The sequence below is a fragment of the Ruminococcus sp. genome (genome assembly GCF_024684275.1).
Genome location: NZ_JAIKXF010000029.1, coordinates 39,279 through 63,481 on the forward strand (window position 1 = coordinate 39,279; position 24,203 = coordinate 63,481).

The window sequence follows — 24,203 nt, forward strand, 5'->3', positions numbered from 1 at the left end:
GATGTGTATGTTTGCGGGCGCACATTGTGCGCCCCTACAAATATAAATTATGATTTATTGACTTTGTTACTGCTTTATCAATTATAACACGGATACCTGTGCAAATCAACAGCGCTGATGATTTGTTGCACTGGTGTAACAGGGGTAAGCTCCGATATTTGCCGAAAAACAGGGATTTTCAAGTTATGAAATGCTAACAGCTTATAGTTTCAGCTTATAAGAAGTCTTATCTTCGGAAAATGAACTTTTGGTATAAGTTTTGCAGAATTCAATGTGTTTGCATTGAAAAAAGCAGCTTTTGGGAGTATATATGGAAACGCTTTTTACTGACACCAAATTATTGAAAGGAGAAATAACATGATCGTTATTCTGAAAGAAAAGTTTGTCAGCTTTGAAGAGGGAGTATCCGTTGTTATTGCGGAGCTCGCCGTAGACAGCAGGACAGAACTGCCCACAGAGGACGGTATCGAGGGCAGAAAGCTCTCGCCTGCGTCGCTTGCGTGGGAGATAAGCACAGGTGAATTTTACGGCTTAGGCAGTGACGGAAAGTGGGTGAACCAGACCACAGGCGAGCCCTATGAGCCCACACCTGCCACAGAGCCCGCGCCTGATCCCGAATAAAAAATGGAGGCGTTATCAGCCTCCATTTACCGCACTTATTCTGGATCATATCTCCTTGCGGAACCGTACAAAATATGAGTTCTCGTCCTCATGGTGGATATAGCAGCCGTTTTTGAGCATTGCTCTGAGTGATGCGGTATTCTGCCGCTGGACACGCAGGTATATCTCCTCCTCGGGAACGGTTTCACAGGCTTTTTCAAGGAGCATTGCAAGTCCCTGAGTACCATAGCCCTTTCTGCGGTACTCGGGGGCTATGTAATAGCCGATATGCCCTGCGCCGTTCACAAGTGACTCACAGAGATGCTGGCGGAGCTGTAATTCGCCGATTATCTTGTCATCGTCCCAGAGAAAGTAAGTGGTTGCAGGTACATAACCCTCGGGAAGGCGCTCGCCTGCGGAATTTGCTATGATAATGTCAAGTGCGCTGTCGAAGTCCTCACGGCTGATACCGTGATATTCGTTGATGAAGCCGTTTTCGTCCTCGGGTATGTCACGGACGAAGAGGTATTCTTTTTCGATGTCGTCTGTATTGGCTGGTTTCAGGTAAAGCATAGGCAGCTCCTTTCGCGTTTTTGATGATACAATGCATTATACATCATAAATTCGTCAAAAACAAGGCAGACCTCTGTTTTTATGTGAACATTGTGTAAAATGTAACATATATTTTGGGAGGTCGGGCAAAAAAATATTCAAATTATTGACAAATCTTGCATAAGATGATATAATTAGCTTATATGCAGCGTATAGCTGTGCGTTCTGTTTTAACGGAATGTTTATGGGATTTTTTTTAGAGGTGAGGATATGGCAAGTGTTTCAATCAAGGTAGTTTATCAGAACGAGACCTTTATGCAGGCAGCGGTAAAAAAGAAGGTCCAGATCAGTGAGGATCAGCTCAAGTTTATCAACAGAAACAGAAATAAGGGCTTTCTCACAGTGAGCTGGGAAAAGACAGGTTCAAAGAACCTTCTTAAATATAAGGTAAGCAATATGACGTCACTGGCGGAGTACGTCAAGCAGAATCTTACTCAGGAGAAGTATTTCGAGCTTATACGCCAGATACAGAGGGTGATGGAGGTCGCCAACGATAATAATCTTGATTACGATCATCTTGTGCTGACAGATCCGAAACACGTATATTATGACGTGCAGAAGAAAAAGATAGGCGTTGCATTTCTTCCGATGCTGAGCAGGGATTACAAGTGCGCCAACGTGGTGAAGTTCCTTGCAAAGCTCCACAAATACGCAAATATCACGGTTACAGATCAGGGAGTCATGCAGAAGTATGTTTTCTTCCTCAATGACTATCTCAAGACAAAGAAGAGCAGCGTTCTTACACATAATCATCTGTACAATCTGCTCCATGAGGTGCTTGAAGTCACACTTGGCACTCCCTCGCAGATAGCTGCCGAGGAGGGCAAGCCCACTCCTGCCGACAGCAGCAAGACTGCGGCTGTGGGTGCCGAAGCTGACGCTGACCATACAATAGTTGTAAGCAGCGGCAAAAAAGCAGAGTGCCCTGCTTACCTTAAAGATGAGAATAACAGGGAATTTGCCATTGACCATTTCCCTTTCACTATAGGCAGAAAAGCCGACAACGACCTTGCTCTTACGGATAAGGGCACGGTGTCAAAGCTCCATGCGGTCATAACCTTTGAAAACGGCACATTCTACATCGAGGATAAGGATTCCTCAAACGGTACCTTCCTCAATAATTTTGCCGAGAACAGTCAGCGTGTCATCAAGGAGAAGCTGAACAGCGGCGATGTTATCTACATCTATAATATCCCCTATGTGTTCACTGTGAATTCAATTGACAGCGCCACTGTCGTCGTAGGGGAAAGCGCAAACCGCAAGAAGTCCGACAGCAAGAACAGCAAGTCAAAGAATATCGCATATCTCGTCAATTCCTCCAGCAACGAAAAGGTGCCGATCTTCGTTTATCCCTTTACCTGCTCGGAGATCTCGGGTATAGTTATCGGACGTGAAAACAGCCGCGACAGACACAGTATCTACATCGAGAATATCTCATGCAGTTCACTTTCCGTTGAGGGAAGCGATATTGCCGAGGGCAGCAGAGAAAGCATATTCTCGGGCTGTAATTTCCTGTATCACGGCATACCATTTACATTCTTTGAAGAAAATTAACGGTGATCTTTTATGAAATACGTTTTTTCCTATGTTACTACCGAGGGGGCGGTGAGAAAGATAAATCAGGACTCTCTGTTTATTGTCACCGCTAAGTATAAGGATGACGAGATATTCTTCGGAGCTGTATGTGACGGAGTGGGTGGACTCTCGGGCGGAGAAAAGGCAAGCGGCTATGTCTGCAAGCGCATAAATGAGTGGTTTACCAATGACTTTTCAGAGCTCATGAGCAGCGGCGCTTCCATACTGAAGATACGCAAGTCTCTTGATGACCGCCTTCACCAGCTCAGCGACAATATCAACGCCTATGCTGAGAAGAAAAACTCGGATATGGCTACTACCTTTACCTCACTGCTGGTCATTCCTCAGATGAGACATATCCTCATTGCTCATGTGGGAGACTCACGTCTGTACAGGATAGACTACGAGGAGATAAAGCTCATGACCTCTGACCATTCAATAGTTGCACAGGAGGTCAGAAACGGTGTTATCACCGAGGAAATGGCTGAGAACGATCCAAGACAGAACCAGCTTACAAACTGTATCGGAGCAGGTCTTGAGGATACCTCATATGACTACAGCATAGCAAATATTGATGAAGGCAGCTGTTATATGCTCTGCTCGGACGGCTTCCGCAAGAAGCTCTCTGCCGATGAGATACAGGAGTACCTCTCACCCTCAAACAACAAGGACGAGAAGAAGATAACCTATAATCTGGAATGTCTTAAAAATAAGGTCATGAAGCGCGGAGAAAAGGACAATATAACTGCCCTTATGGTCAAGCTCTGCTGAAAGCGAGGAGATTTGTTTGCTTAACGAAGGCTTTGTGCTTGAAAACAGGTACAAGATCGTTAATATTGCAGGAAAAGGCGGTACCTCAGTGGTTTATCGCGCACTTGACCTCAAAGCCAATAACGCCCAGCGAGCTGTGAAGGAGGTCAAAAAGACCAACGGCACAGACGCATACAATGCAAGGCAGGAGTCGCTGCTTATCAAGGAATTCTGCGAAAAGGACGTGAAGAATTCCTATTTTCCCAATATTATCGAGATAATCGACAATAAGCCCGACGCCCTCTATATCGTTCAGGATTATATAGACGGTGTCTCTATGGAAAAGCTTCTCGCTTACTATCCCTTCCGACACAATATGGTGCTGAAATACGCAAAGGATATATGTTCTGTTATTTCCTTTATCCATAAGTGCGGACTGATACACAGCGATATGAAGCCTGATAATATAATGGTCGTAAGGACAGAGGAGGACATGGAAAACTCCAAGCGTCCCGACAAATTCGGCAAGCTGAAATTCATTGACTTCGGCTCTGTTATTGAGAGGCGAGAGGGTACATTTGCGTATACCCCTGCTTACGCCGCTCCTGAGCAGTTCCGCAAGGAGGAGCTTGACGAAAAGACGGATATCTTCAATATCGGAGCTACAATGTTCCACATGATAACAGGCAGAAAGCCCATGAACGTTTCCGTTAAGGGCAAGCTTGTAAGCTCTGCTGAGCGCTTTGTGTTCGACAAGGGCACAAACGCAGGACTTGTGAGGATAATCCGCAAATGCGTACACGACGACAAGAACAAGCGATACCGCTCATGTGACGAGCTCTATGCAGACCTTGACAGGGCGGAGAATCATACATATATCAGAGTTACGGGCATACTTGCAGGTCTCGCCGCTCTTTCACTGGGAATATCCCTTTTCGCGGGCATAATGGCTCACAAAAAGGACAGCGAGGACTTCAATACACTCCTTGAGATAGCCGAGAGCTCCAATGAATACGAGGAGAGAGCTGCGGCTTTCGAGGACGTTATCCACGCCGACGGCTCATATGCGGACGCCTATATTGAGCTCATCGAGCTCTACAAGAGCGACCAGGTTTTTGCGGCTGACGAGGTGGAGCAGATACGCAGGCTCATCAACGAGAATGTAAATGTCCTGCAAAAGGCTCCGGGGTATGAGAATGTTGCCTTTGAACTTGGTATACTCTACTGGTATTATTATTTCTACGGCAGCAATGCCGAGGACCTTATGAACCAGAATACGGGAACATCAGGCAAGATAGCTGCCGTTAAGTGGTTCAAGGAGGCTCAGACAGAGAACTTCAAGGATAAATATCCAAAGAAGTATCAGATAGCACGGGTTTACTGCGCTATCGGTGATTTCTACTCACAGAGCCGCAAAAAGGAAAATGAGCTCCTCGGGAATGATATTTCCGCAGACCTCTGGAGCAGCATGAACGAGCTCAGCGAGCTTGTCGAGACGGAAAATGCAGATTCGGATATAATCGTGCTCGAGACCTACAAGACTCTTGCAAATCTCGAATACACCAATATTAACGAGTTTTTCAAGGCAGGCGTAAGCTATGCCGAGCAGAAGAAATTCATCAGGAATATCAAGGAAAAGACCGAAAAGATGAATCCCCAGAGCGGTACTGCCGCAGAAGCAAAGGATTATATCCTCGGCTCATATGATATGATAATACAGAGCATAGAGGGCTCTGAGTAAGGAGGAAGGTGCGGAATGGATTCATATGACTGGCAGATATTGTCACATATATTTCTCGGGATAGGCATAGTTCTTTTTATCGCCGCACTTATCCTGACCATAAGGTACAGAGTCATATCAAATCTGATCTCTGACATAAAGGTGAGAAAAATGTCGCCTGAGCCTTTAAAGGCTGCCTCGACCATAAACCTCAGTCTCAGAAGCACCGATCCTGAGCTGTCCGCTCCGCCCGAAAGTGACGAGGACGGTCCGTGGACAGTGGTAGTTGCTCCCGTACAAGATGAGGAGAATATCGACAGCACTGTGGTAGTCGGCAATAACAAAAACTCAGAGAGCGACTTTATCATTACAAGCAATATCGTAGTAATAAATGCAGATGTAGATGTAATAGACAACGGGAGAAGAAAATGAGAAAATGCGTCGTTTTCGGCGGTATATCCGCTGCACTCGCTTTTGCTCCTGTAGGAGCTGTTTATGCGGCGGGGGACTATGAAGCACCGTCGGGAATAGTGCTTTCCATAGGTGATACAGAGATAGACAGGGCTGACCTCACAGGCGGAAGGCTTATAGAGGTGCCTGTCAGTATTGGCAATAACAGCGGCTTTGTTTCCGTTGAGATGCTCATACAGCTTGACAGCAGGCTCAGCTATGCCGAGGATTATGAGGCAGTCACAAGAGCCGAGGAGATGTCGGGCGTTCATATCACGGATAAGGAGGATATGGAGAATACGCGCAAGGTGGGCTTTGTTACCAAGACAAAGTCGCGCTTTACAGGTGACGGAGAGATAGGCTGTGTGAGAGTGATGCTTGCCGAGGATACTCCTGTGGGAAGATACGATATTTCACTCTATCCATATACCGACGGACCTATGATACTGACATACAACAACTTTGACGCATATTTCGGCGCTGAATGCTTCTCTGAGCTGAGAGGCGGCACAATAACCGTAAAGGACGGGGATACAGTGCCTCAGCAGGAGCAGGCTCCGCCGCGGCATGATGATGAAGCGGACAGAAATGCACCGCAGGAGAAAGAAAGCTCATCTGATGAAAACGAAAGTAAAATTGAAACCACTACAGCTTTGACAGTGACCACAACCGCTGTTACTACAGCAAGGACAACGGTCACATCATCATCGGCTTCTACAGCTTCCGCAAAGGTAACCTCAGGAGTGACAGCTTCGACAGAGACCACTGCTGTTTCGGCTGTGACCGCTGAGCCTTCAGCTGAGACCGATACATCAAAACACAAGAATAATCATCTGCTGATCCCTGCTATCGCCGCAGCAGTCATCGCACTGGGAGCAGCCTGTTTTATAGTCAGAAAAGGAGGAAGGTCAAAGTGAATAACAGCAGATTTGATCTTAAAAGAAAGCTTGCTTTTGTGGCGGCACTTGCTTTTGCTGCAAATTCAGCAGGCAGTTTGTCTGCGTCAGGCGCTGAAGCAGCCATGACTGCGGCAGGCACCAAGCCTGCAAATGTAGGCATACCGGGCGATAATGCTCCGACTCCGCCTGATCACGGCGACAATGGATATGAGACCGTAACATATAACATATTCATAAACGGCACAGACTTTGATGATGATAGGTTCAAAAGTCTTCTCATGCAGGTATTCGGCACATTGGGCACAAATCCAAGCTTTAATCCTGAATCGGGCATGGGAAGCGTAACTATCAGCGGCTATCATCATATAAACAGGAACGATATATTCATTTCTGATGATACCAAGCTTGTGCTTGACTCTGATGCTGATGATACCTTTGTTTTCAATACCTATTACAAGGTGAATGGTTATTATAACGATGACAAGATAACCATGACAGGCAGAGAAGGCGACACCCATTATGAGCTCAGGGACGGCTTTGTCAGAAGCGGTACTGTACTTGAGATAGCTCCTACGGAATACTATAAGCTCGGTACGGGAGGACAGTCTATAGAAATAGACGCAGAGGCTCCTATTGATATAAGGACAGAAAATTATTACAATGACGGCTATGAGCTTGTCATAGACGAGACTCATTATACCGTATCGCCAAAGACCTTTGACCTCAGCATTGACAGAAATGTCTTTGAAGTCAGGTTTGACGGCGAGCCTACATCTCTCAGCAGGTTCAAATGGAAGGACATAAACAGGCTATCTGTCTATTGCCCGAATAAGCAGGCGCTCTTTGTGAACTGTGAATACGGCGGAGAGGTCATAGAGCTTTTTGATGAATGGTTCAACTGCTCAACACTGACGCTGAGCGATAAGTTCAGATACAGGCATGACTGCAGCATATCTATACAGGGCGTTGACCGCACTGTTTCTGCTGTAGCAGTATTCGGTGAGGGCGATGAACAGTATTCGAGGAGATACGAGATACCTGTTGTTCAGAAAGCGGACAGCCATGATTTTGAACTGAAAATACCCTACCTTGCAGGCGACGGCTGCTGCCTCAGCAGCTATACCTACGGAGGCGAGCCCGAGAAGTCGCTTACCGGTGTATATGACGACCTGACCAATGACATCAGAGAAAAGAAGCTGGACTACAAGTTTGACTGCGGAGAGATACAGCTTGTCTACAGGAAGCTTGCAGACAGCGAGAATATGTATATTTTCCAGCCCGAAGCAGACCTTTTCGAGAGGAATGACAGGTGCTATACCATAAGCTCTTCTGACGCTCTGGTAAAGCTTATGGACTTTACCTCGCTGTTTGACGGAAGTACGGTGCTTTATGACGTATACAGAAGAAATACGGATACTGTTGAGCACAAAAAGTTCGTTATCGGCGGCTCGTCAAGGGAGTTTTCGGAAAATCTTGCGAACAGCCCTAAGTCTGCCCTGTATATCGTAAAGAATATCATCAGCCAGACAGGCGACAACGTTTTAAGAGACGGTCTGGACGGGGTGATCTGCTTCTACAGCGACAAGACAGCTCCCAAAGTGGATTTTACAAGAGGAGAGAATTCCGACCGGTGGGCTGGCAGGGAAGGTATGTCCTTTGCCATGAGGATAACCGATAATGAAAAATGCCCCGTCGAGGAAAAGGATGACCTTACCTTTGAAGAGGGCGAGATATTAGACATCTACAATAATTACATAAATAAAGAGACCGAAAACAGCAGCGAGATATGCTCTGTTGTTGTGGGAGACTACAGATTCGACAGACCTGCAAGCGGCTGGGGAGATACAGCCAAGATAAAGGGCTATGTGGAAACTCCCGGCATGAGAGAGAAGTTTGATTCGGCTGTGTCTGTGCTTTCAAAGCTGAGACTTGCCGATTTCGACAGCAGATACAGTGACCAGCTCAACTGTGACAGCTATTACCGTCAGCTCCTCAGGGAGCACTCTGCGTCTCTTATTGAAGATATCAGCAAATATTACAATGCTGAGATAAACGCTGAGGAGGAAAAGGAAGAGCCCGACACCAACAGGATAGATGAGCTGAAAAGGCTGCGTGACAAGTATACAGGTGCCGTGGCTGAATATAAGTCTGCTCAGGAAGCTCCCATAAGGACTTCAAAGTGCGTCCCTGTGCTTACCTATGACAAGGAAAGCGGAGAATTTGTTGTTTCCGTAAAGGCAGAGGCTGCTCACGCAAGCGAGATGATAGACGAATGGCTCAGGGTATTTGCTCTTGACGACAGCAATAATTCAAGCTATGACAGCTCTGACAGAAAGCACGTAAGAGTAAAGATAGACGGCGCTCCGCCGGCTGTTGCGGATAACAAGATAACTATCACAGACGATGAGGTGATAACCGACGAAGACGGCAAGGAGGCTCACGTCCTGAAGGCAGGCAGCACTATAAGCGCGGTCCTCAGCGATGTACAGTCATCTGTTGACGGCTCGGGCATCAGCGATGTGAAGATATACTTGGGTGATGAGACCGGTGAAGGCGAAAATATGACGCTGAAAGACGGAAAATATATCTTCCGTATCGTTGAGAGCGCCATTAAAAACGTCAATATCAAGACCTGTATAACTATCTACGCTATAGACAGTGTAGGCAACCCTGTTACCATAAAGAGCAGCGACAGCAAGTACGGCGGCTTTAATATCATAATTGACGATACTGCTCCCACCTGCTCGGTAAAGAATGCTTCGGACAGCGAAAAACGCTATGTATTCGAGGGCGACGGCAGGGAATGGTACAAGGCTTATTCCGATGTGAGGATAGCTGTTGCCGCTGAAGACCCGAATACAGAAATATGCTCGGGTATCAAGGAACTGAAGTTCAGGATAAACGGCAGCGAGTGTACAGTAAATGCCGATATGAACAGCGGTATCGACCGCGGAGCTCTCAGCAGCGGAAAGTACGGGATCGTACTGGAGCCTGTACAGGATCAGGACAGATTCAGGGCAAGGCTTGTGAACAGCACGGATAATTCCGTTGCTGCCGAGCTGGGCGAATTCAGCAGGGATAATGGTGCTGTAAGAGTCGAGCTCAGAGCTGAGGACCTTGCGGGAAATGAAAGCTCCATAAGCGAGACTGAGGTCTGGATAGACCTTTCTGTGCCAAGTGTAAATGCCGCTGACGCAGAGGATACTTCTCTCAGACGTGACCAGCGATACGGCTATGTATATTTTGCAAGGGAGCAGGCGGTTGTCCGCGTTTCCGTAAACGAAAACGGTCCCGGCGCAGGTATCGGCAGTATCAAGGCTGTTCTTGTAAACAGCGATGGTACACCGAGTGCCGTTGTGCCCGAGATACGCAGAACAGGCGATACCGATCAGTGGGAGGTAGTTGTTCCTCAGATGTTCAGGGGCTATATGCGTCTGAGCGCTCTCAGCCGCATGGGCAGAGAATCGGAGGTATTCGAAACTGCACTGTTCATGGTTGAAAAGGACGAGGATCACAGGGCTAATGCAAGTGTAACACTGGAGCTTCCGCCCACAAGCTTCAAGGACGGAAAGGGCTTGCCGCTCTATTCCGACGATATAGACGCAGATATCCGCGTTAGGGAGAATTTCTCGGGTATCAGGGATATACGCATATCCGCATCAGGCGAATTTGACAGGCGTCTCACCGTAAACGATATGGGAGAAATATCAGGCAGCGGCATCGAAAGCTGGGAGGCTGACGACAGCAGCAGAGACCTGAATACCGTCAGGGAGATCGCTACAAAAGTCAAGCTTACAGGAAACTCCAACGGCGACAGCGTTTATGTGACCTTCAATGATAAAGCAGGCAATCCTGCGGAGGATAAGGCTGTATCAAGGAGCTACAGCATAGACAAGACCGATCCTGTTATGAATGTTGCCTTTACCGACGCAAGCGGCTCGGCAGACAATGAGTTCAAGCAGATATACAAGAGCACAAGAAGAGCTGTCATTACCATAAATGAGAGAAACTTCGACAAGGCGCTCGCTGATATAAGAGTAAACAACAGCAGAAGAGAGCTTGAATGGAGGCTGATAAACGGTACAGAGGGTACTGACAGCGCTGTATATCAGGCGAATATACCATTCGATGACGATGGCACCTACAGACTTACCGCAAGCTTCAAGGATATGGCAGGCAGAGAGGCTAAGTCCTATGATTCGGGCGAATTCGTCATCGACAGGACTGCTCCTGCTATGAATATAGGCTTTGATAAGAAGATAGCCAATGAGCACTTCTATAACGAGCCTACTATGGCTACATTCAGAATATCAGACCAGAATTTCGAGCCCTCACGAGTTGTCATGACGGGTACTTACAACAACAGCGCTGAGGAATTCCCGAAGGCTTCAGAGTGGGTAAAGTCGGGAAACGATTATGTATCCACTGTAAAGTTTGAAAAGGACGGCGAGTATACCGTAAATATCACGGGTAAGGACAAGGCTGGAAATACTCTTGAAGCCTATAATGCCAAGTTCTGTATCGACAGTCAGTCGCCGAAGATCTCTGTAAGCGATGTGAATGCGGCTAATAACAAAAAGGAAATAAGACCGCATATCCAGTTCAACGATGTGAATCTTGACAAGGACAGCATAAAGATAAAGCTCGAAGGCGCTAACAGAGGACGCTCTCTTGATTTTGAGGGAGAGCTCCGCGAAAGTGCTGACGGCTATGAGTATGTATTCAATAATATCCCCGATAAGGCGGACTTTGATGACATCTACACCATTAAGGCAAGTGCGAAGGACAATGCTTCAAATAAGGTGGAGAAGGACTTCCGCTTCTCGGTAAACAGATACGGCTCAACATTTATGCTGGACGAGGGAACAGGAAGCATCGTCGGAAAGTATATCTCAAAGGCTCAGGACATCGTTATCTCTGAGGTCAACGCTAATAAGCACTCAGAGCCATACAGCGTCTATATCACTAAGGACTCGGAAATGGCTGTTCTGAAGGACAATGTTGACTATAAGGTTGAGTACACAGGCGGTGATGATGAGTGGTCTGAGTACAAGTACATAATCTATGCAAAGAATTTTGAGAATGACGGAAGATATACCGTTTCCATTCACTCTGTTGATGAGGCAGGAAATATCAACGTCAGCACTTCTGAAAAGAAGAATTCCTATCTTGAATTCTGCGTGGATACTACGCAGCCTCTGTGCATACCGCTGAATCTCTCTGAAAACAGTGCATACAGGGGTGAAAGACTTGATGCCAAGATGTCAGTATCAGACAATATCATGCTAAAGGGTGCAAAGGTGTTTGTTGACGATAAGGAGATAAGGTCGAGATATATCGACGATGAGTATCTTGAATTTACCGTCAGAAATGCTAAACACGCCCAGAATGTAAAGGTCGTTCTCACAGATATGGCAGGCAATGAGATAGAATATTCCTACAAGAATATTCTTGTTACCACAAACGCTGTGCGAATCCTTGCTCATAAGACATGGTTCAAGTTTGTTTGCGGCGGTATCGTGCTTCTCGGAGGTGCAGCTGCGTTCCTTATCAGAAAGCGTAAACACAGACTTCTGTAAATAATAAAAACAGCCGCAGGGATAATCCCTGCGGCACTTTTTTATGCAGATAATGAAGCTTTTGGTCATCAGCTGACCGATTAAGCATCAAATTTGTCTAAGAAATCATCTATTGGTATAGGCTTTGAATAATAATAACCCTGTAAGCAGTCTACCTGATAATTGAGCAGTATATTCCTCATTTCTGCGGTCTCTATACCCTCTACACATACGGTGGTACTGAAGCTGCGCATCATATTGGAAAGAGCCGATACCAGCTGACGCTCCTTTGGACTTTCCTCTATATTCATAACGAGACTGCGGTCAAGCTTTATTATGTCGAATGGCAGGCTCTTTACCAAGCCGACAGATGAGAAGCCTGTTCCGAAGTCGTCAAGAGCCATTTTTATGCCTCTGCCGCGGAGATTTACTATGACGTTTTTAAGCAGGTCCATGTCGAGAAGCCTGCACCGCTCGGTTATCTCAAGGCAGAGAGCCTCGGGCGGATAATTGGTATCGGCAAGAGCTGAAAGCACCATGTCAACGAAGTTGGGCTTTTCAAGCTGATTGTAGGAAAGGTTGACGTTTATGATGAAGCTGGGGTATTTTTCCCTCAGCCTCTTTGCGCCTATGAGAGCAGTTCTGAGTATCCACTGTCCCAGCTCGAAGAAGATAGGATCCTTTTCAAGGACGGGTATGAAGCTGTCAGGCGGTACCATGCCGTATTCCTCGTTTTTCCACCTGAGAAGAGCTTCGGCGCCTGTGACCTTTTCGGTGAGCGCGTCAACTACAGGCTGATACAGCAGGAAGAAGCCATGAAAATCCTGCATGATCGAGGAGCGGATAACGTGGAGAACTTCTGTGCGGTGCTTCTTGTCCTCGTTTGCTCTGCTGCCGAATTCCACCATGTCGCCCTGCCTGCGGAGCTTTGACTCACCGTAGGCATAATTCAGACAGGCATAGACGGTCTGAGGATCGATATTGAAGTTATCAACGTTGAGAAGTCCTGCATTGGTGTCAAGTATGATAAGCTCGTCGTCAATGAAAAAATCGTTGCGGAAATAGTGCCGCATTTCATTGTACTTGAACTTTATCTCATCTAAGCTGCGCAGAGATGTAAGGATAGCGAATTTTGTGCCGTCAAGGCGGTATACTGTGCCGTAGTTGCCTACGTTCTCATAGAGATATCTGCCGTATTTCTGCAATACAAGGTTGCCGAAATGATAGCCGTATACGTCGTTTATCTCTGAGAATTTTGCAAGACCAACCATTACTACCTTGAAGGGCTCGTTTTTCAGTATCTTTGCTTCGATATCCTCAAAGAAGCCGTACTGGTTCTGGAGTCCTGTAAGGGTGTCGATGTGTCCCTGTATGCTGTGGTTGCGGATAGTTCCGCAGAAATATTCTGGTATACCCTTGGGACTGTAAAGAACTGTGCCGCGGCAGGTGCATACGTCGTATTCGCCGTTTATCTTGCGGGCTCTGTACTGCATATCGTGGGAATTTGTTTTGCCCGAAAAGATAGCCTCGATACCCTCGCGGTATGTATCGACGTCCTCGGGGTGGATATGGCTGTCCCATATCTTTGCCGCATTGACCATGTATTCGCTTGGCAGACCAAAGAGGTCAACTGCCTTCTTTGACCAGCGTGAATAATCATAGCGCATATCGCAGAGATATACAAAGGTGCCCTCTGCGAATATTGAAATAGCATTGAACAGCCTTTCGAGCTTTTCCTTGCGGTCAAGGGGAATAGATATGTCACCGTTAATGTATTCGATTGAAGACTTGCCTGCTTCACCGCTCTTTATTGCTTTTTTGTCCTTGTACATCAGATTCTCGGCACGTTCAAAAACAGATGTGAAGCTATTGTCCTCATCGCTGTTGAAAACCGCCATGCCTGCTGCGAGAACAGGACCGTCCTTGCATTTGATATTGTCAACCACCTGCTCATGCAGATCCTCAAAGAGGGCGTTTCTGTTCTCGTAGTCTATTCCTCTGAGTAAAACAGCGAATTTGTCGCCATCGATCCTGAAAACAGGGCTGTGGGTGAAGATATTGCAGATGAGCTTGCAGGAGGCGATGATATGACCGTCGCCTGCCGCAGACGAAAAGCTCTCGTTAAGCTGTGTTATACCGCCGACGTCGCAGATTATAAGGGCAAAGGGAAGATACACAAGACCGTTGTTGATGTTTTCCTGTATGGCCTTGGCAAGCTCGTCAAAGGCTGTCTTGTTCTTGATGCCTGTCAGCTCGTCGCGCCTTGTGACCTCGTTTGCAAGACTGAGCACGTTGGTAAGTGCAGTTTCGCGGCGTATTTCCTCAACGGTATCCTCTACGCCGACTATAAGGTGCAGTCTGTCTCGTGCCCATGACACGGTTGCTCGTGCAAAACGCGGTTCACCGTCAATGAGCAGGGTATAATCAAATGAGTAGAGCTTTTTTATTTCAAGGGCAGAAATAATGCTTTCCTTTTTCAGCTTGAATTTTACTCTTTCAATGTCCTTTGGAGCGATTATCTTTTCGGCGTTTCTCTGGGCATCGCTGAAAAAGTTCTTTCCGTCCTCTTTTATGTGGTCGTCACCGTATATTTTTGCGCTGGTGAAGCGAGTGTAACTGCCGTTCTCAGCGTTGATATAGTAGATGATATCGTAGCTTCGAGCCAGACTTTCGGCTATGTTGTCAAAGATTCCCTGTTTATCCATTATACATATCCCCCCTTTGGGTTTGAATAGGAAGATTAACTATATTTATTATAACATTATTGCTCTATTTTGTCAATGAATTATATATTAAATGTGCATTATGACGAACAAAAATCGCGTTCCACATAATGCGGAACGCGATGCTGCCGATGCCGTTTGATCATCGGCGATTATAAAGGGGAACGAAGAGTTCACTCAGTTGCCTGGAATATGCCTCTTACAAAGCAGTAGAGGTGAGAGTGGATAGAGTCGTCGCCGTGGTGACCGTTCTGGACAACGTGCCATACGTGAGGTACGCTGTTTTTGTTAAAGTTGTTATGGTAGCCCTCGGGAGTATTAAGTCCTACAACGTCGTCCTGAGTACCGCCTGTTATCATTACGAGATAAGGTGTCTCAGAGGCGCTGTTCCACTTCCATGAGCCTGATGCGCCCGGTGCCGGGCAGATAGCTCCCACATAGCCGAACTTGCTGCCGTATTTCATGCCTATCTGGAGAGATTCGCGTCCGCCCATTGAGAATCCTGTTACAGCAGTATTCTCTCTGCCTGTGGCTACGCTGTACTTGCTTTCGATATGTGGCATAAGGCTGTCAACGATGTCGTCAACGAAGTTGTCATAGCCCTGATTTGAGCCCTGGTCTGCAAAGCCTGTGGCGTCATTCATGGTTGCACTGGTGAATACGAATGGAACTACTACTATCATATCCTTAGCTGCACCCTCGGCGATAGCATTGCCGATTATCTGCTGTGTGTACATCTGTCCGTTGCCCTGTGTTATCATGCGGTTCTCGTTCTCGAAGAAGCCGTGGAGCAGATAGAGGACAGGGTACTTCTTGCTCTCGTCATAGTTTGCAGGGAGCAGGATATTGTAGGGCTTGTTCTTGTTAGCCTTTTTGGAGAAGTAGGTCTCTTTCTTGATAGTTCCGTACTGAACGCCCTGCTTCTTGTTGTGCGAATCGCTTGGTTCGTTGTTTACAAGTGCGTTCTGAACTATCTTTGTGAGCTCCTCCATTGTGTACTTCTGCTGACCTGTGGGGGCAGAAGTTTTTGTTGTGGTAGTTGCGATTGAAGTTGGATTAGAACGTGTTGTGGTTGTCTGATTAGTCGGATTGGTTGAAGCTGTTCCGCCGTCAGTTGCCTGGAATACGCCTCTTACGAAGCTGTAGAGGTGAGAGTGGATAGAGTCGTCGCCGTGGTGACCGCCCTGAACAACGTGCCATACGTGAGGTACGCTGTTCTTGTTGAAGTTATTGTGGTAGCCCTCGGGAGTATTAAGTCCTACAACGTCGTCCTGAGTACCGCCTGTTATCATCAGGAGATATGGCTGTTCGTCGGGTGAGTTCCACTTGAATGCGCCCGAACCGCCCGGTGCAGGGCAGATAGCGCCTACATAGCCGAACTTGTCGCCGTGCTTCATGCCTATCATGAGGGATTCCATACCGCCCATTGAGAAGCCTGTTACGGCTGTGTTCTCTCTGCCTGTTGCAACGCTGTACTTCTCCTCGATATGAGGCATGAGGCTGTCAACGATGTCATCGACAAAGTTATTGTAGCCCTGTACAGAGCCTGCGTCACCGAAGCCTGTAGCGTCGTTCATTGTGGGACTTGTGAATATGAACGGGCATACTACAATCATGTCCTTGGCTGCGCCCTCAGCGATAGCATTGCCCACTATCTGACGGGTGTACATTGTGCCGTTGCCCTTGGTTATCATACGGTCCTCGTTCTCGAAGAAGCCGTGGAGAACGTAGAGAACCGGATATTTCTTGCTCTCGTCATAGTCGGCAGGAAGCAGGATATTGTATGGCTTCTGCTTGTTTGCCTTCTTGGAGAAGTAGTTCTCCTTCTTGATAGTACCGTACTTGACGCCCTGCTTCTCCTGATGTGAGCTTGAAGGCTCATTGTTTACAAGCTCGCCCTGTATCTTTTCGGTGAGCTCCTCGGTGGTGTATTTCTGCTGTCCGGGTACAACAACAGGCTCAACAACAGGAAATTCGGTTATCTTGCCGCATACGAACCTCATAATGAGGACTGCATCTGCAAGCTCGTAAACGCCGTTGCTGTCGGCGTCGGCAGCCTTGAGAGCTTTTTTATCGGTGATTCCGTTGATGAGTCCCTTGCGGGCAAGGATAACATCAAAGGAGTCGATGCGTCCGTCGTAGTTGATGTCGCCCTTGTTCATCTTTACGGGAGCAGAGGGCTCGTCAAATGTGGTGCCGCTTGGAGCTGCTGCGACCTCGTCAACATAGAAGCTGCATTTGCTTTCCTCGGTCTCGATGTAAAGCTGTATGTCGGTAGCACCTGATGGAATTGTGAAGCTGCTTGCTTCAAGGTGAGCCCATTCTCCTTTTTTGGCGGTGACTTCGGTGATTTTTGGATAGCTGGCAGTTCCCCCGTCATTGCACTGTAACGTCAGATAGAATGTCACTGAATCCTCTGCTTCGGTCATGACATAGGCGCTGAATGCATAGTCCTGACCTGCCTTGAAGTCGGAGCCGAGAGCGACTGTAGCACCGTTCCATGAGCTTTCGCGTCCGCTGGTGAAGAGAGAGTATTCACCTGAGCGTGAAACGCCAGAGACGGTCTTTACTGATGCAGAGCCTCTGCCGCTCCATTTGTCGGTGCCTTCTTCAAAGGTGCTGTGGAGCATGTAGTCGGATTCTGCGGCTGAGAGGGGCAGGGCACTCGCAGATGAGAGGGCGAGCATGGCTGCCATAAGTGTGGGTATGGATTTTTTCATTTACATTCCTCCTTGCAAATATATCTATATGTATAATTTGTACCATATTTTACAGCACTTGTCAACTCAAATCTTGCGGAGTTTACTAATTATGAACAGTAGATTAATTTTTGCACTGATAAAAAATCCACCCGAGGTATAAAAATGGCCTTTTGTTTGCAAAAAAGGTCATTAAAATCGCTCAATATCTATTATTACGTATTCGGATTTTGTGCCCGTTTTAAATAGAATTTCCCAGTCGGAAATGCCTGAGGTTACAATAAAATCGGTGTTTTTTCGCCGTTCATGACCATATGTTGCGTCGTTGATGCTGAACCACTCTCCCACATAGGTGACGGGAAACAGCTGTCCGCCGTGGGTGTGTCCCGAGACTACAAGGTCGGCATTTGCTGCGGCTTCGTTATCATAGTCGGTGGGCTGATGGTCAAGGACTATGGTGTAGCTTTCCGCAGGGACGGCTTTCATGAGCTCGGATATTTCCTTGCGTTTTCCTTCACCGTTGTCGCGTCTGCCGATAAGGGTGATATTTCCGTCGGAGTAAACCGAATCCTCAAGCACACGGACTCCGTTTTTTTCAAGCTCTGCGGCAAGGTCTTCCGCCGAGAAGCCGCGGTGCTCGCTGCCGTAGTAGCTCTTGTCGTGGTTGCCGTAGCAGTAAAAGGCGCCGCGGTCAAGCTTTAGCTTTCCGAGAGCACTGCAGGCGGTGAGCATATCCTCGCGGTTCGTGCTGTCGTCCACAAAGTCTCCTGCAATGAGCAGCATATCGGGTTTTTGTTCCATAATGCGGTCTAACTGCTTGGCGAAGCCCTCGCCGTCAAAGGTAGTGCCCATGTGAGAGTCTGCTATAAGAGCTATGCGTAAATGAGGGATATTTTTGTCGGTGGAAAGGGTGTAATCAGTCTGCCAGACATGAAAGCAGAGGTAATATCCTATGGCAAGATAAACCGCAGAGGATACAAGAGATAGCCAGCCTGCCCAGTTGCAGGTGAATTCCTTTTTGCGTACTGCCTTGATGATACGGAAGATAAGTCCGTATATCAGGAAGAACATGAGCGTACTCAGCACTATGATTATGGCGTTTGTGACTGAGGTGAGGAGCACCAGTGCTGCAAATACTATTGCTATTATGCCGAGGGAGATAAGTCCCTTCAGCCATTTTCTGCCGCCTGAAAGCTTTTTTATCAAGCCGAATCGTCCCACTGCGATCGTCAGATAGGCTGTTCCTGCCGCAAATGCAGCGAGAACCGCAGCTAAGATGATAAGCCACATTGTCATAGTTTTTCCTCCTGTTTTTTCTATACAACTGTTTTTTGCTATACAAATATTATACTTGATAATGAGGTCAGTGTCAATTGCAGAAATGTGAACACAGGTGTATTTATTTGTGAATATAGCCTAAAACCCTTGACTGCCGTTGGAAAATCATGTATAATAAGTGTAGAATATTGGCTTAGATAAAGGGAGGGCTATCCAATGAACAAAAAAACAAAAAAACTTATCGCAGGCATTATGTCTATGACAATGACCGCAGCATCAGCCATCGCAGTGCTTGCTCCTATGCAGGCTTCTGCCGTTCAGGTCCTCGGCGAGACAAGCTTTGAAGAAAAGCTTCTGCCGTGGCAGGTGGTAGAGCAGAGTCCTGCAAAACAGACCTTTGATATAAAGGACGGAACGGCGCATATTTCTATACTTGTGCCTGAGGGCGGTGACAGGGAAAAATGGGACCTTGCATTCAGACACAGATACCTTAATTTCAAGGCAGGTCATGAGTACAAGGTCAGCTTTAAGGTCAAAGCCAAAAGACAAGGTATGGAGCTGTGCTCATATATCGGGAATATGTCCGCAGATGAGGAGTATTTTGAGCTGGACGGACGCAGCATGGAGGACGAAAAAGCCGGAATGCACATGGGACCTGCTATGGACGGTCAATGGCCTGCGGCTCCTGTCAAGCTCACCACAGAATGGCAGACCTTTGAGGGCATATTCAAGCCTACTAAGGATCTTGAGGGCTGTCAGTGGACTTTCCAGTATGCAAAGGGAACAAAGTATGTAGGAAATGCTATGGAGGGCGATGAGATATGGTTCGATGATATGTCCATAGACTGTCTGACCTGCGGCGATGAGGCTCAGGTGGGCGGCTGCGGCTGGCCTGAAAGCAATGAACTGGGCATTATCAAGGCGAAAAACAATGTGCGCGTAAATCAGCTGGGATATTTCCCGAATGCCGAAAAGAAGGCTACCTATGCGACATCTGAGGAAAAAGCTGCTATGGAGTTCAAGGTGGTCGATAAGGACGGCGAGCCTGTGTTCAAGGGTACTACCGTGCCTGTAGGATTTGATGAAGCAGCAGGTGAGTACTGCCAGATAATCGACTTTTCAGAAGTGAAAACTCCGGGTACATATGCTGTTATCGTTGAAGATAAGGACGTGGGCAGGAGAAATGTCAGCCATGAGTTCAGAATTGGCGATGATATTTACGACGGTGTGCTTACAAATGCACTGAATTATTACTATCAGAAGCGCTCTGGCGTTGATATAGTGCCTGAGAGTATAACATCGGGTGATAAGAACGCACTCATGCATAAGGGACATGATAATTCCGATATAGCTTACGTTCAGCCGAGGTGGTATAACGATTATATCATAAGGTCTGCTTACTTGAATGATGTTAATAAAAAGGTTCCTCTTGACGTTTCAGGCGGCTGGTATGACGCCGATAATTACAGCAAGAGCATTACAAGCGGCGGAACTGCGCTCTGGATGCTCCAGAATATGTATGAAATGTCGAAAAAACGCGGTTCTGACAGCAAATGGGCAGACGGTAATACCATGAAGATACCACCCGATTATAAGCTGTCGGGCGGAAAGGAGATAATCTGCACAAATACTCCAGATATTCTCGATGAGGCGAGATATGAGCTGGAATTCATGTTCAGAATGATCGTCGATCCTGACAAGGACGAATTGTTCGGCGAGGAATATGCAGGCTTTGTTTACGATCAGGTAAGAGAGATCTGCTATAATCCGTATATTAATTATGATTATATCTCATATGAGAAGCCGCCGCGTGTCATAAATCCCCCTTCATACAGAGCTACATACAGTATGATAGCCTGTGCAGCTCAGGCTGCACGTCTGTGGGAGGGCATAGACGATGATTTCGCTAAGGAATGCCTTGACCATGCAAAAAGGTCATGGGAGGCTATTTCCTATTACAGGGCTGAGCATACGGAGAAAAAAGACGAAACCAGCTATGATACGCGGTATGGTTCATATGTGTCATACCATGATGCAGATTCTCACAACGGTGACATTGATGACGATGCTTACTGGGCAGCCTGTGAGCTTTTTGCAACTACAGGCGATGAAGCTTACTATAACTACCTGAAGAAGTATACGGGCGTAATAGGCGGCAGCAATGATAATCAGTGCTGGGCTTTCGGAGTTCCGAATTATCTTCCTAAGGAAGAGTCATATGGCTTGTTCTCTTCATTTGACAGAAACAATAAGATCGGCTGCGGAACGCTTTCGCTTTATCTCAGCGGCAAGACTTCGGAAGCTGACAGGAAGGAAATAGAAGCCAGTCTGAAGCTTACTGCGGATAAGTATCTTGATTTTGAAAATGACACCAAGAACGGTGCTATGGGTGTGCCATACAAGTCTGTTCAGTGGCTTGATCCGTACACATATCCAAGTGATATTTACACAAAAGGCTATGATATCGGCTCAAACAACACGGTGAATACCAATGCTATGATAATGGCTTATGCCTACGACGCAACAGGGGACAAGAAGTACCTTGACGGCGCTTTGCAGGCTATGGACTATATCTTCGGCAGAAATGCCCTGGGCTTCTCGTATATAACGGGCTACGGCTCATATCACGTAAACAATCCTGTGGACGAATACTGGTGCAATGAGATCGACAAGACCATGCCGAAGGCTCCAGACGGGATCATGGCAGGCGGTCCGTACACATGGGTGCCTGACTACTATGTCCGCTCTCTGGGACTTGATCCTGACAAGACACCTCCTCAGAAATGCTATGCGGATTCCATTGAGGCATGGTCGGTAAATGCTCATGCTCTTGACTGGCAGGCAGGATTTGCGTGGAATATGGCTTTCTTCAATGACACATTTGATAGAAAACCGATAATCACTACAACGACAACGACAGGTACAACTATGACAACGACAGCTACAACTACGACAACGGCTGTTTCAACAACTACTTTCAGCTACCGCAAGCCTGAGAAAAGCGGTGATGCCAACTGCGACGGCAGTATCGACATGAGCGACGTGGTCCTCATAATGCAGGCTATGGCTAATCCGAACAAGTACGCCTTCGGAGGTTCTGACAAGAACGCTCTGACGGAGCTGGGCTGGGCTAATGCTGATGTTTATCAGTATGGCAGCGGTCTTACTACTCAGGACGCACTGTACATACAGGAGTTCCTTCTCGGTAAAATAAAGGAACTGACAATTGGAACTGACAATTTCCTAATGACTGAATATAGCGTAAATTTGCCGTGAAATTCTTCTGTAGATCCGACAGAATATTTCCTATCGTGCAAAAGATGCAACTTTTTTGCGTGTGATATGAGCACAATATCATCATTTTGTCCACCTTAGTGATATTTTTTGAGTTTACGGAAGATAAATTTCATGGTAAAATATACAAAGTATAAAACTATTATACTCGTACAACTGTAAAAAATTTGATTGCAGGGGGTTATTAAAATGAATATCACTCGTAAACTCAAGACTGCATTATCAGCAGTCATGGCGGGAGCGATGCTGGCAGGCACAGTATCATCGATCCCGGCACCTGTACCAATGGTGGCAGACGCTGCCAGTGCATGCAGCATCAACACAAACAAAGAGTATCAGACGATCCGCGGCTTCGGCGGAATGAATCACCCGGAATGGCAGAGCTACAACGCTCAGAACGGAGCTCCGGGAGATATGACAGCCGCACAGGTGCAGACAGCATTCGGAAATGGCGACAATGAGCTTGGTCTGACGATCCTGCGTATCTTCGTAAGCGATGACAAGAACGCATGGAAGAACGCTATCCCGACAGCTCAGAGAGCACAGAAGCTTGGAGCAACTGTGTTTGCAACACCGTGGAATCCGCCTGCTTCAATGAGACAGAACGGTTCGGGCGGTCCTACAGGCGGTCAGTACGTTCTTAAAAACGGCGCTGAGGCTCAGTACGCTCAGCACCTCAATGACTTTATCAAGTACTGCAACAGTCAGGGCGTTCAGCTCAATTCAATATCAGTACAGAATGAGCCTGACTATTCGGGAGAGTGGACATACTGGTCTCCTGACCGCTGTGCAAACTTCCTCGCTAACTACGGAAAGGCAGTTACAGCAGGTACTACCACAAAGATGATGTCTCCTGAGACCTTCCAGTACGGAAAGAGCTATTACAATGCTATCCTCAATAACTCAAAGGCAATGGCAAACTGTGATATGTTCGGTACTCACTTCTACGGAACACAGCGCAGCCAGATGGACTTCCCAGCGCTTGAACAGTGCGGCAAGGAAATATGGATGACTGAGGTATACGTTCCAAACAGTGAGGCAAACTCAGCAGACCGTTGGCCGGAGGGCGTAAAGGTAGCTGAGAATATCCACAATGCTCTGGTTGTCGGAAACATGAACGCTTATGTATGGTGGTATATCCGTCGTCAGTACAGCCCGATGTGGGATTCGGGAAAGATCTCAAAGCGTGGTTATGCAATGGCTCAGTTCTCCAAGTGGGTACGTCCCGGAGATGTTCGTATCGACGCTACAGAGCAGCCTGACAGCAATATCCTCGTATCAGCATACAAGCACAGCGATACACAGGCAACAGTAGTTGCTATCAATAAGGGCAGCAATGCACCTGTACAGCAGTTCAATTTCAGCGGAAGAACCATTACAGACGTAACGCGATACAGAACTTCTGCAAACGAGAATATCACAAAGACATCAAGTCCTGATTTCAGCGGTTCATCATTCAGCGCACAGCTCCCTGCAAACAGCGTTTCCACATTCGTGGTAAGCCTTGTAAGCGACGGCAAGGGCTTCCAGGGCGGCGGAGATCCTACTCCTCCTGAACCTATCGAGCCTGATTCCAACGGCTATTACTATCACGATACATTTGAGAATGATAACGGCAGCTGGGAGAGCCGCGGCGGAGCTTCCGTAAACACAGGCGGTACAGCGTATAAGGGCAACAAGGCGCTGACAGTAGCTGACAGAAGCAGTGCATGGCATGGTGCAGCCAAAACTCTCGATTCGCTCACATTCAAGGGTGGAAACGAGTACAGCTTCAGCGTAGTGGCAAAGGGCTCAGGCAACATGATGCTGTCACTTGAATATAAGGATTCATCGGGCGAGACAGCTTACGCGCATATCGCAGAGGGCGTTTCCTCGGGTGAGTATGTACAGCTTGCAAACCCGAACTATAAGCTTCCCGAGGGCTCGGGATATATCCTCTATGTTGAGACGGAAGAGGGAACAAGTGATTTCAGCATTGACGAGGCTATCGTTGCCAAGGCTGGCGTAAAGATCGACGGTCCTGTTGTTACTACAACTACTACAAC

General features: G+C 47.2%; 13 protein-coding genes. 9 read left to right on the plus strand and 4 right to left on the minus strand.

Annotated features, from left to right (window positions below; genetic code table 11):
* The first annotated feature begins 357 nt into the window (after positions 1–357).
* Positions 358–621, plus strand: coding sequence for a hypothetical protein (locus K5677_RS03705; RefSeq protein ID WP_296724811.1), 264 nt, complete (start codon positions 358–360; stop codon positions 619–621).
* A 45-nt stretch (positions 622–666) separates the two neighbouring features.
* On the opposite strand, the gene K5677_RS03710 is transcribed toward K5677_RS03705, so the two are convergent.
* Positions 667–1,173, minus strand: a complete 507-nt coding sequence (locus K5677_RS03710; RefSeq protein WP_296724812.1) for a GNAT family N-acetyltransferase — start codon at positions 1,171–1,173, stop codon at positions 667–669.
* A gap of 249 nt (positions 1,174–1,422) precedes the next feature.
* On the opposite strand from K5677_RS03710, the gene K5677_RS03715 reads away from it, so the two are divergent.
* The 6 genes from K5677_RS03715 to K5677_RS03740 are packed head-to-tail and all read left to right on the plus strand — an operon-like array spanning position 1,423 to position 12,185.
* A complete protein-coding gene (locus K5677_RS03715; protein ID WP_296724814.1) occupies positions 1,423–2,766 on the plus strand; it encodes an FHA domain-containing protein in 1,344 nt (447 codons plus the stop codon).
* A 12-nt stretch (positions 2,767–2,778) separates the two neighbouring features.
* Complete coding sequence (locus tag K5677_RS03720; RefSeq protein WP_296724817.1) at positions 2,779–3,558, plus strand: serine/threonine-protein phosphatase; 780 nt, start codon at positions 2,779–2,781, stop codon at positions 3,556–3,558.
* Positions 3,559–3,574: 16 nt separating this feature from the next.
* Positions 3,575–5,278, plus strand: coding sequence for a serine/threonine-protein kinase (locus K5677_RS03725; RefSeq protein WP_296724820.1), 1,704 nt, complete (start codon positions 3,575–3,577; stop codon positions 5,276–5,278).
* Between the two features lie 15 nt (positions 5,279–5,293).
* Positions 5,294–5,689: a hypothetical protein gene (locus K5677_RS03730; RefSeq protein ID WP_296724822.1), complete on the plus strand. Its 396-nt coding sequence runs from the start codon at positions 5,294–5,296 to the stop codon at positions 5,687–5,689.
* Positions 5,686–6,624 carry a hypothetical protein gene (locus tag K5677_RS03735; protein WP_296724825.1) on the plus strand — a complete coding sequence of 313 codons (939 nt, stop codon included), beginning with the start codon at positions 5,686–5,688 and terminating at the stop codon, positions 6,622–6,624. Before K5677_RS03730 ends, K5677_RS03735 begins: the two co-directional genes overlap by 4 nt.
* Positions 6,621–12,185 carry a hypothetical protein gene (locus K5677_RS03740; RefSeq protein ID WP_296724827.1) on the plus strand — a complete coding sequence of 1,855 codons (5,565 nt, stop codon included), beginning with the start codon at positions 6,621–6,623 and terminating at the stop codon, positions 12,183–12,185. Before K5677_RS03735 ends, K5677_RS03740 begins: the two co-directional genes overlap by 4 nt.
* 80 nt (positions 12,186–12,265) lie before the next feature.
* On the opposite strand, the gene K5677_RS03745 is transcribed toward K5677_RS03740, so the two are convergent.
* The 3 genes from K5677_RS03745 to K5677_RS03755 all read right to left on the minus strand — a co-directional run bounded on the left by K5677_RS03745 (position 12,266) and on the right by K5677_RS03755 (position 18,882).
* Positions 12,266–14,869 carry an EAL domain-containing protein gene (locus K5677_RS03745; protein WP_296724829.1) on the minus strand — a complete coding sequence of 868 codons (2,604 nt, stop codon included), beginning with the start codon at positions 14,867–14,869 and terminating at the stop codon, positions 12,266–12,268.
* 191 nt (positions 14,870–15,060) lie between these two features.
* On the minus strand, positions 15,061–17,607 hold the full coding sequence (locus K5677_RS03750; RefSeq protein ID WP_296724831.1) for an alpha/beta hydrolase-fold protein: 2,547 nt from the start codon (positions 17,605–17,607) through the stop codon (positions 15,061–15,063).
* Between the two features lie 171 nt (positions 17,608–17,778).
* Positions 17,779–18,882: a metallophosphoesterase gene (locus K5677_RS03755; RefSeq protein ID WP_296724834.1), complete on the minus strand. Its 1,104-nt coding sequence runs from the start codon at positions 18,880–18,882 to the stop codon at positions 17,779–17,781.
* A gap of 198 nt (positions 18,883–19,080) precedes the next feature.
* Between K5677_RS03755 and K5677_RS03760 the strand changes: the two genes are divergently transcribed.
* Both K5677_RS03760 and K5677_RS03765 read left to right on the plus strand, forming a co-directional pair.
* Positions 19,081–22,140 (plus strand): glycoside hydrolase family 9 protein, encoded by a 3,060-nt coding sequence (locus tag K5677_RS03760; protein WP_296724836.1) that lies wholly within the window; start codon positions 19,081–19,083, stop codon positions 22,138–22,140.
* A 207-nt stretch (positions 22,141–22,347) separates the two neighbouring features.
* A partial coding sequence (locus K5677_RS03765) for a carbohydrate binding domain-containing protein (RefSeq protein WP_296724837.1) occupies positions 22,348–24,203 on the plus strand: 1,856 nt, incomplete at its 3' end.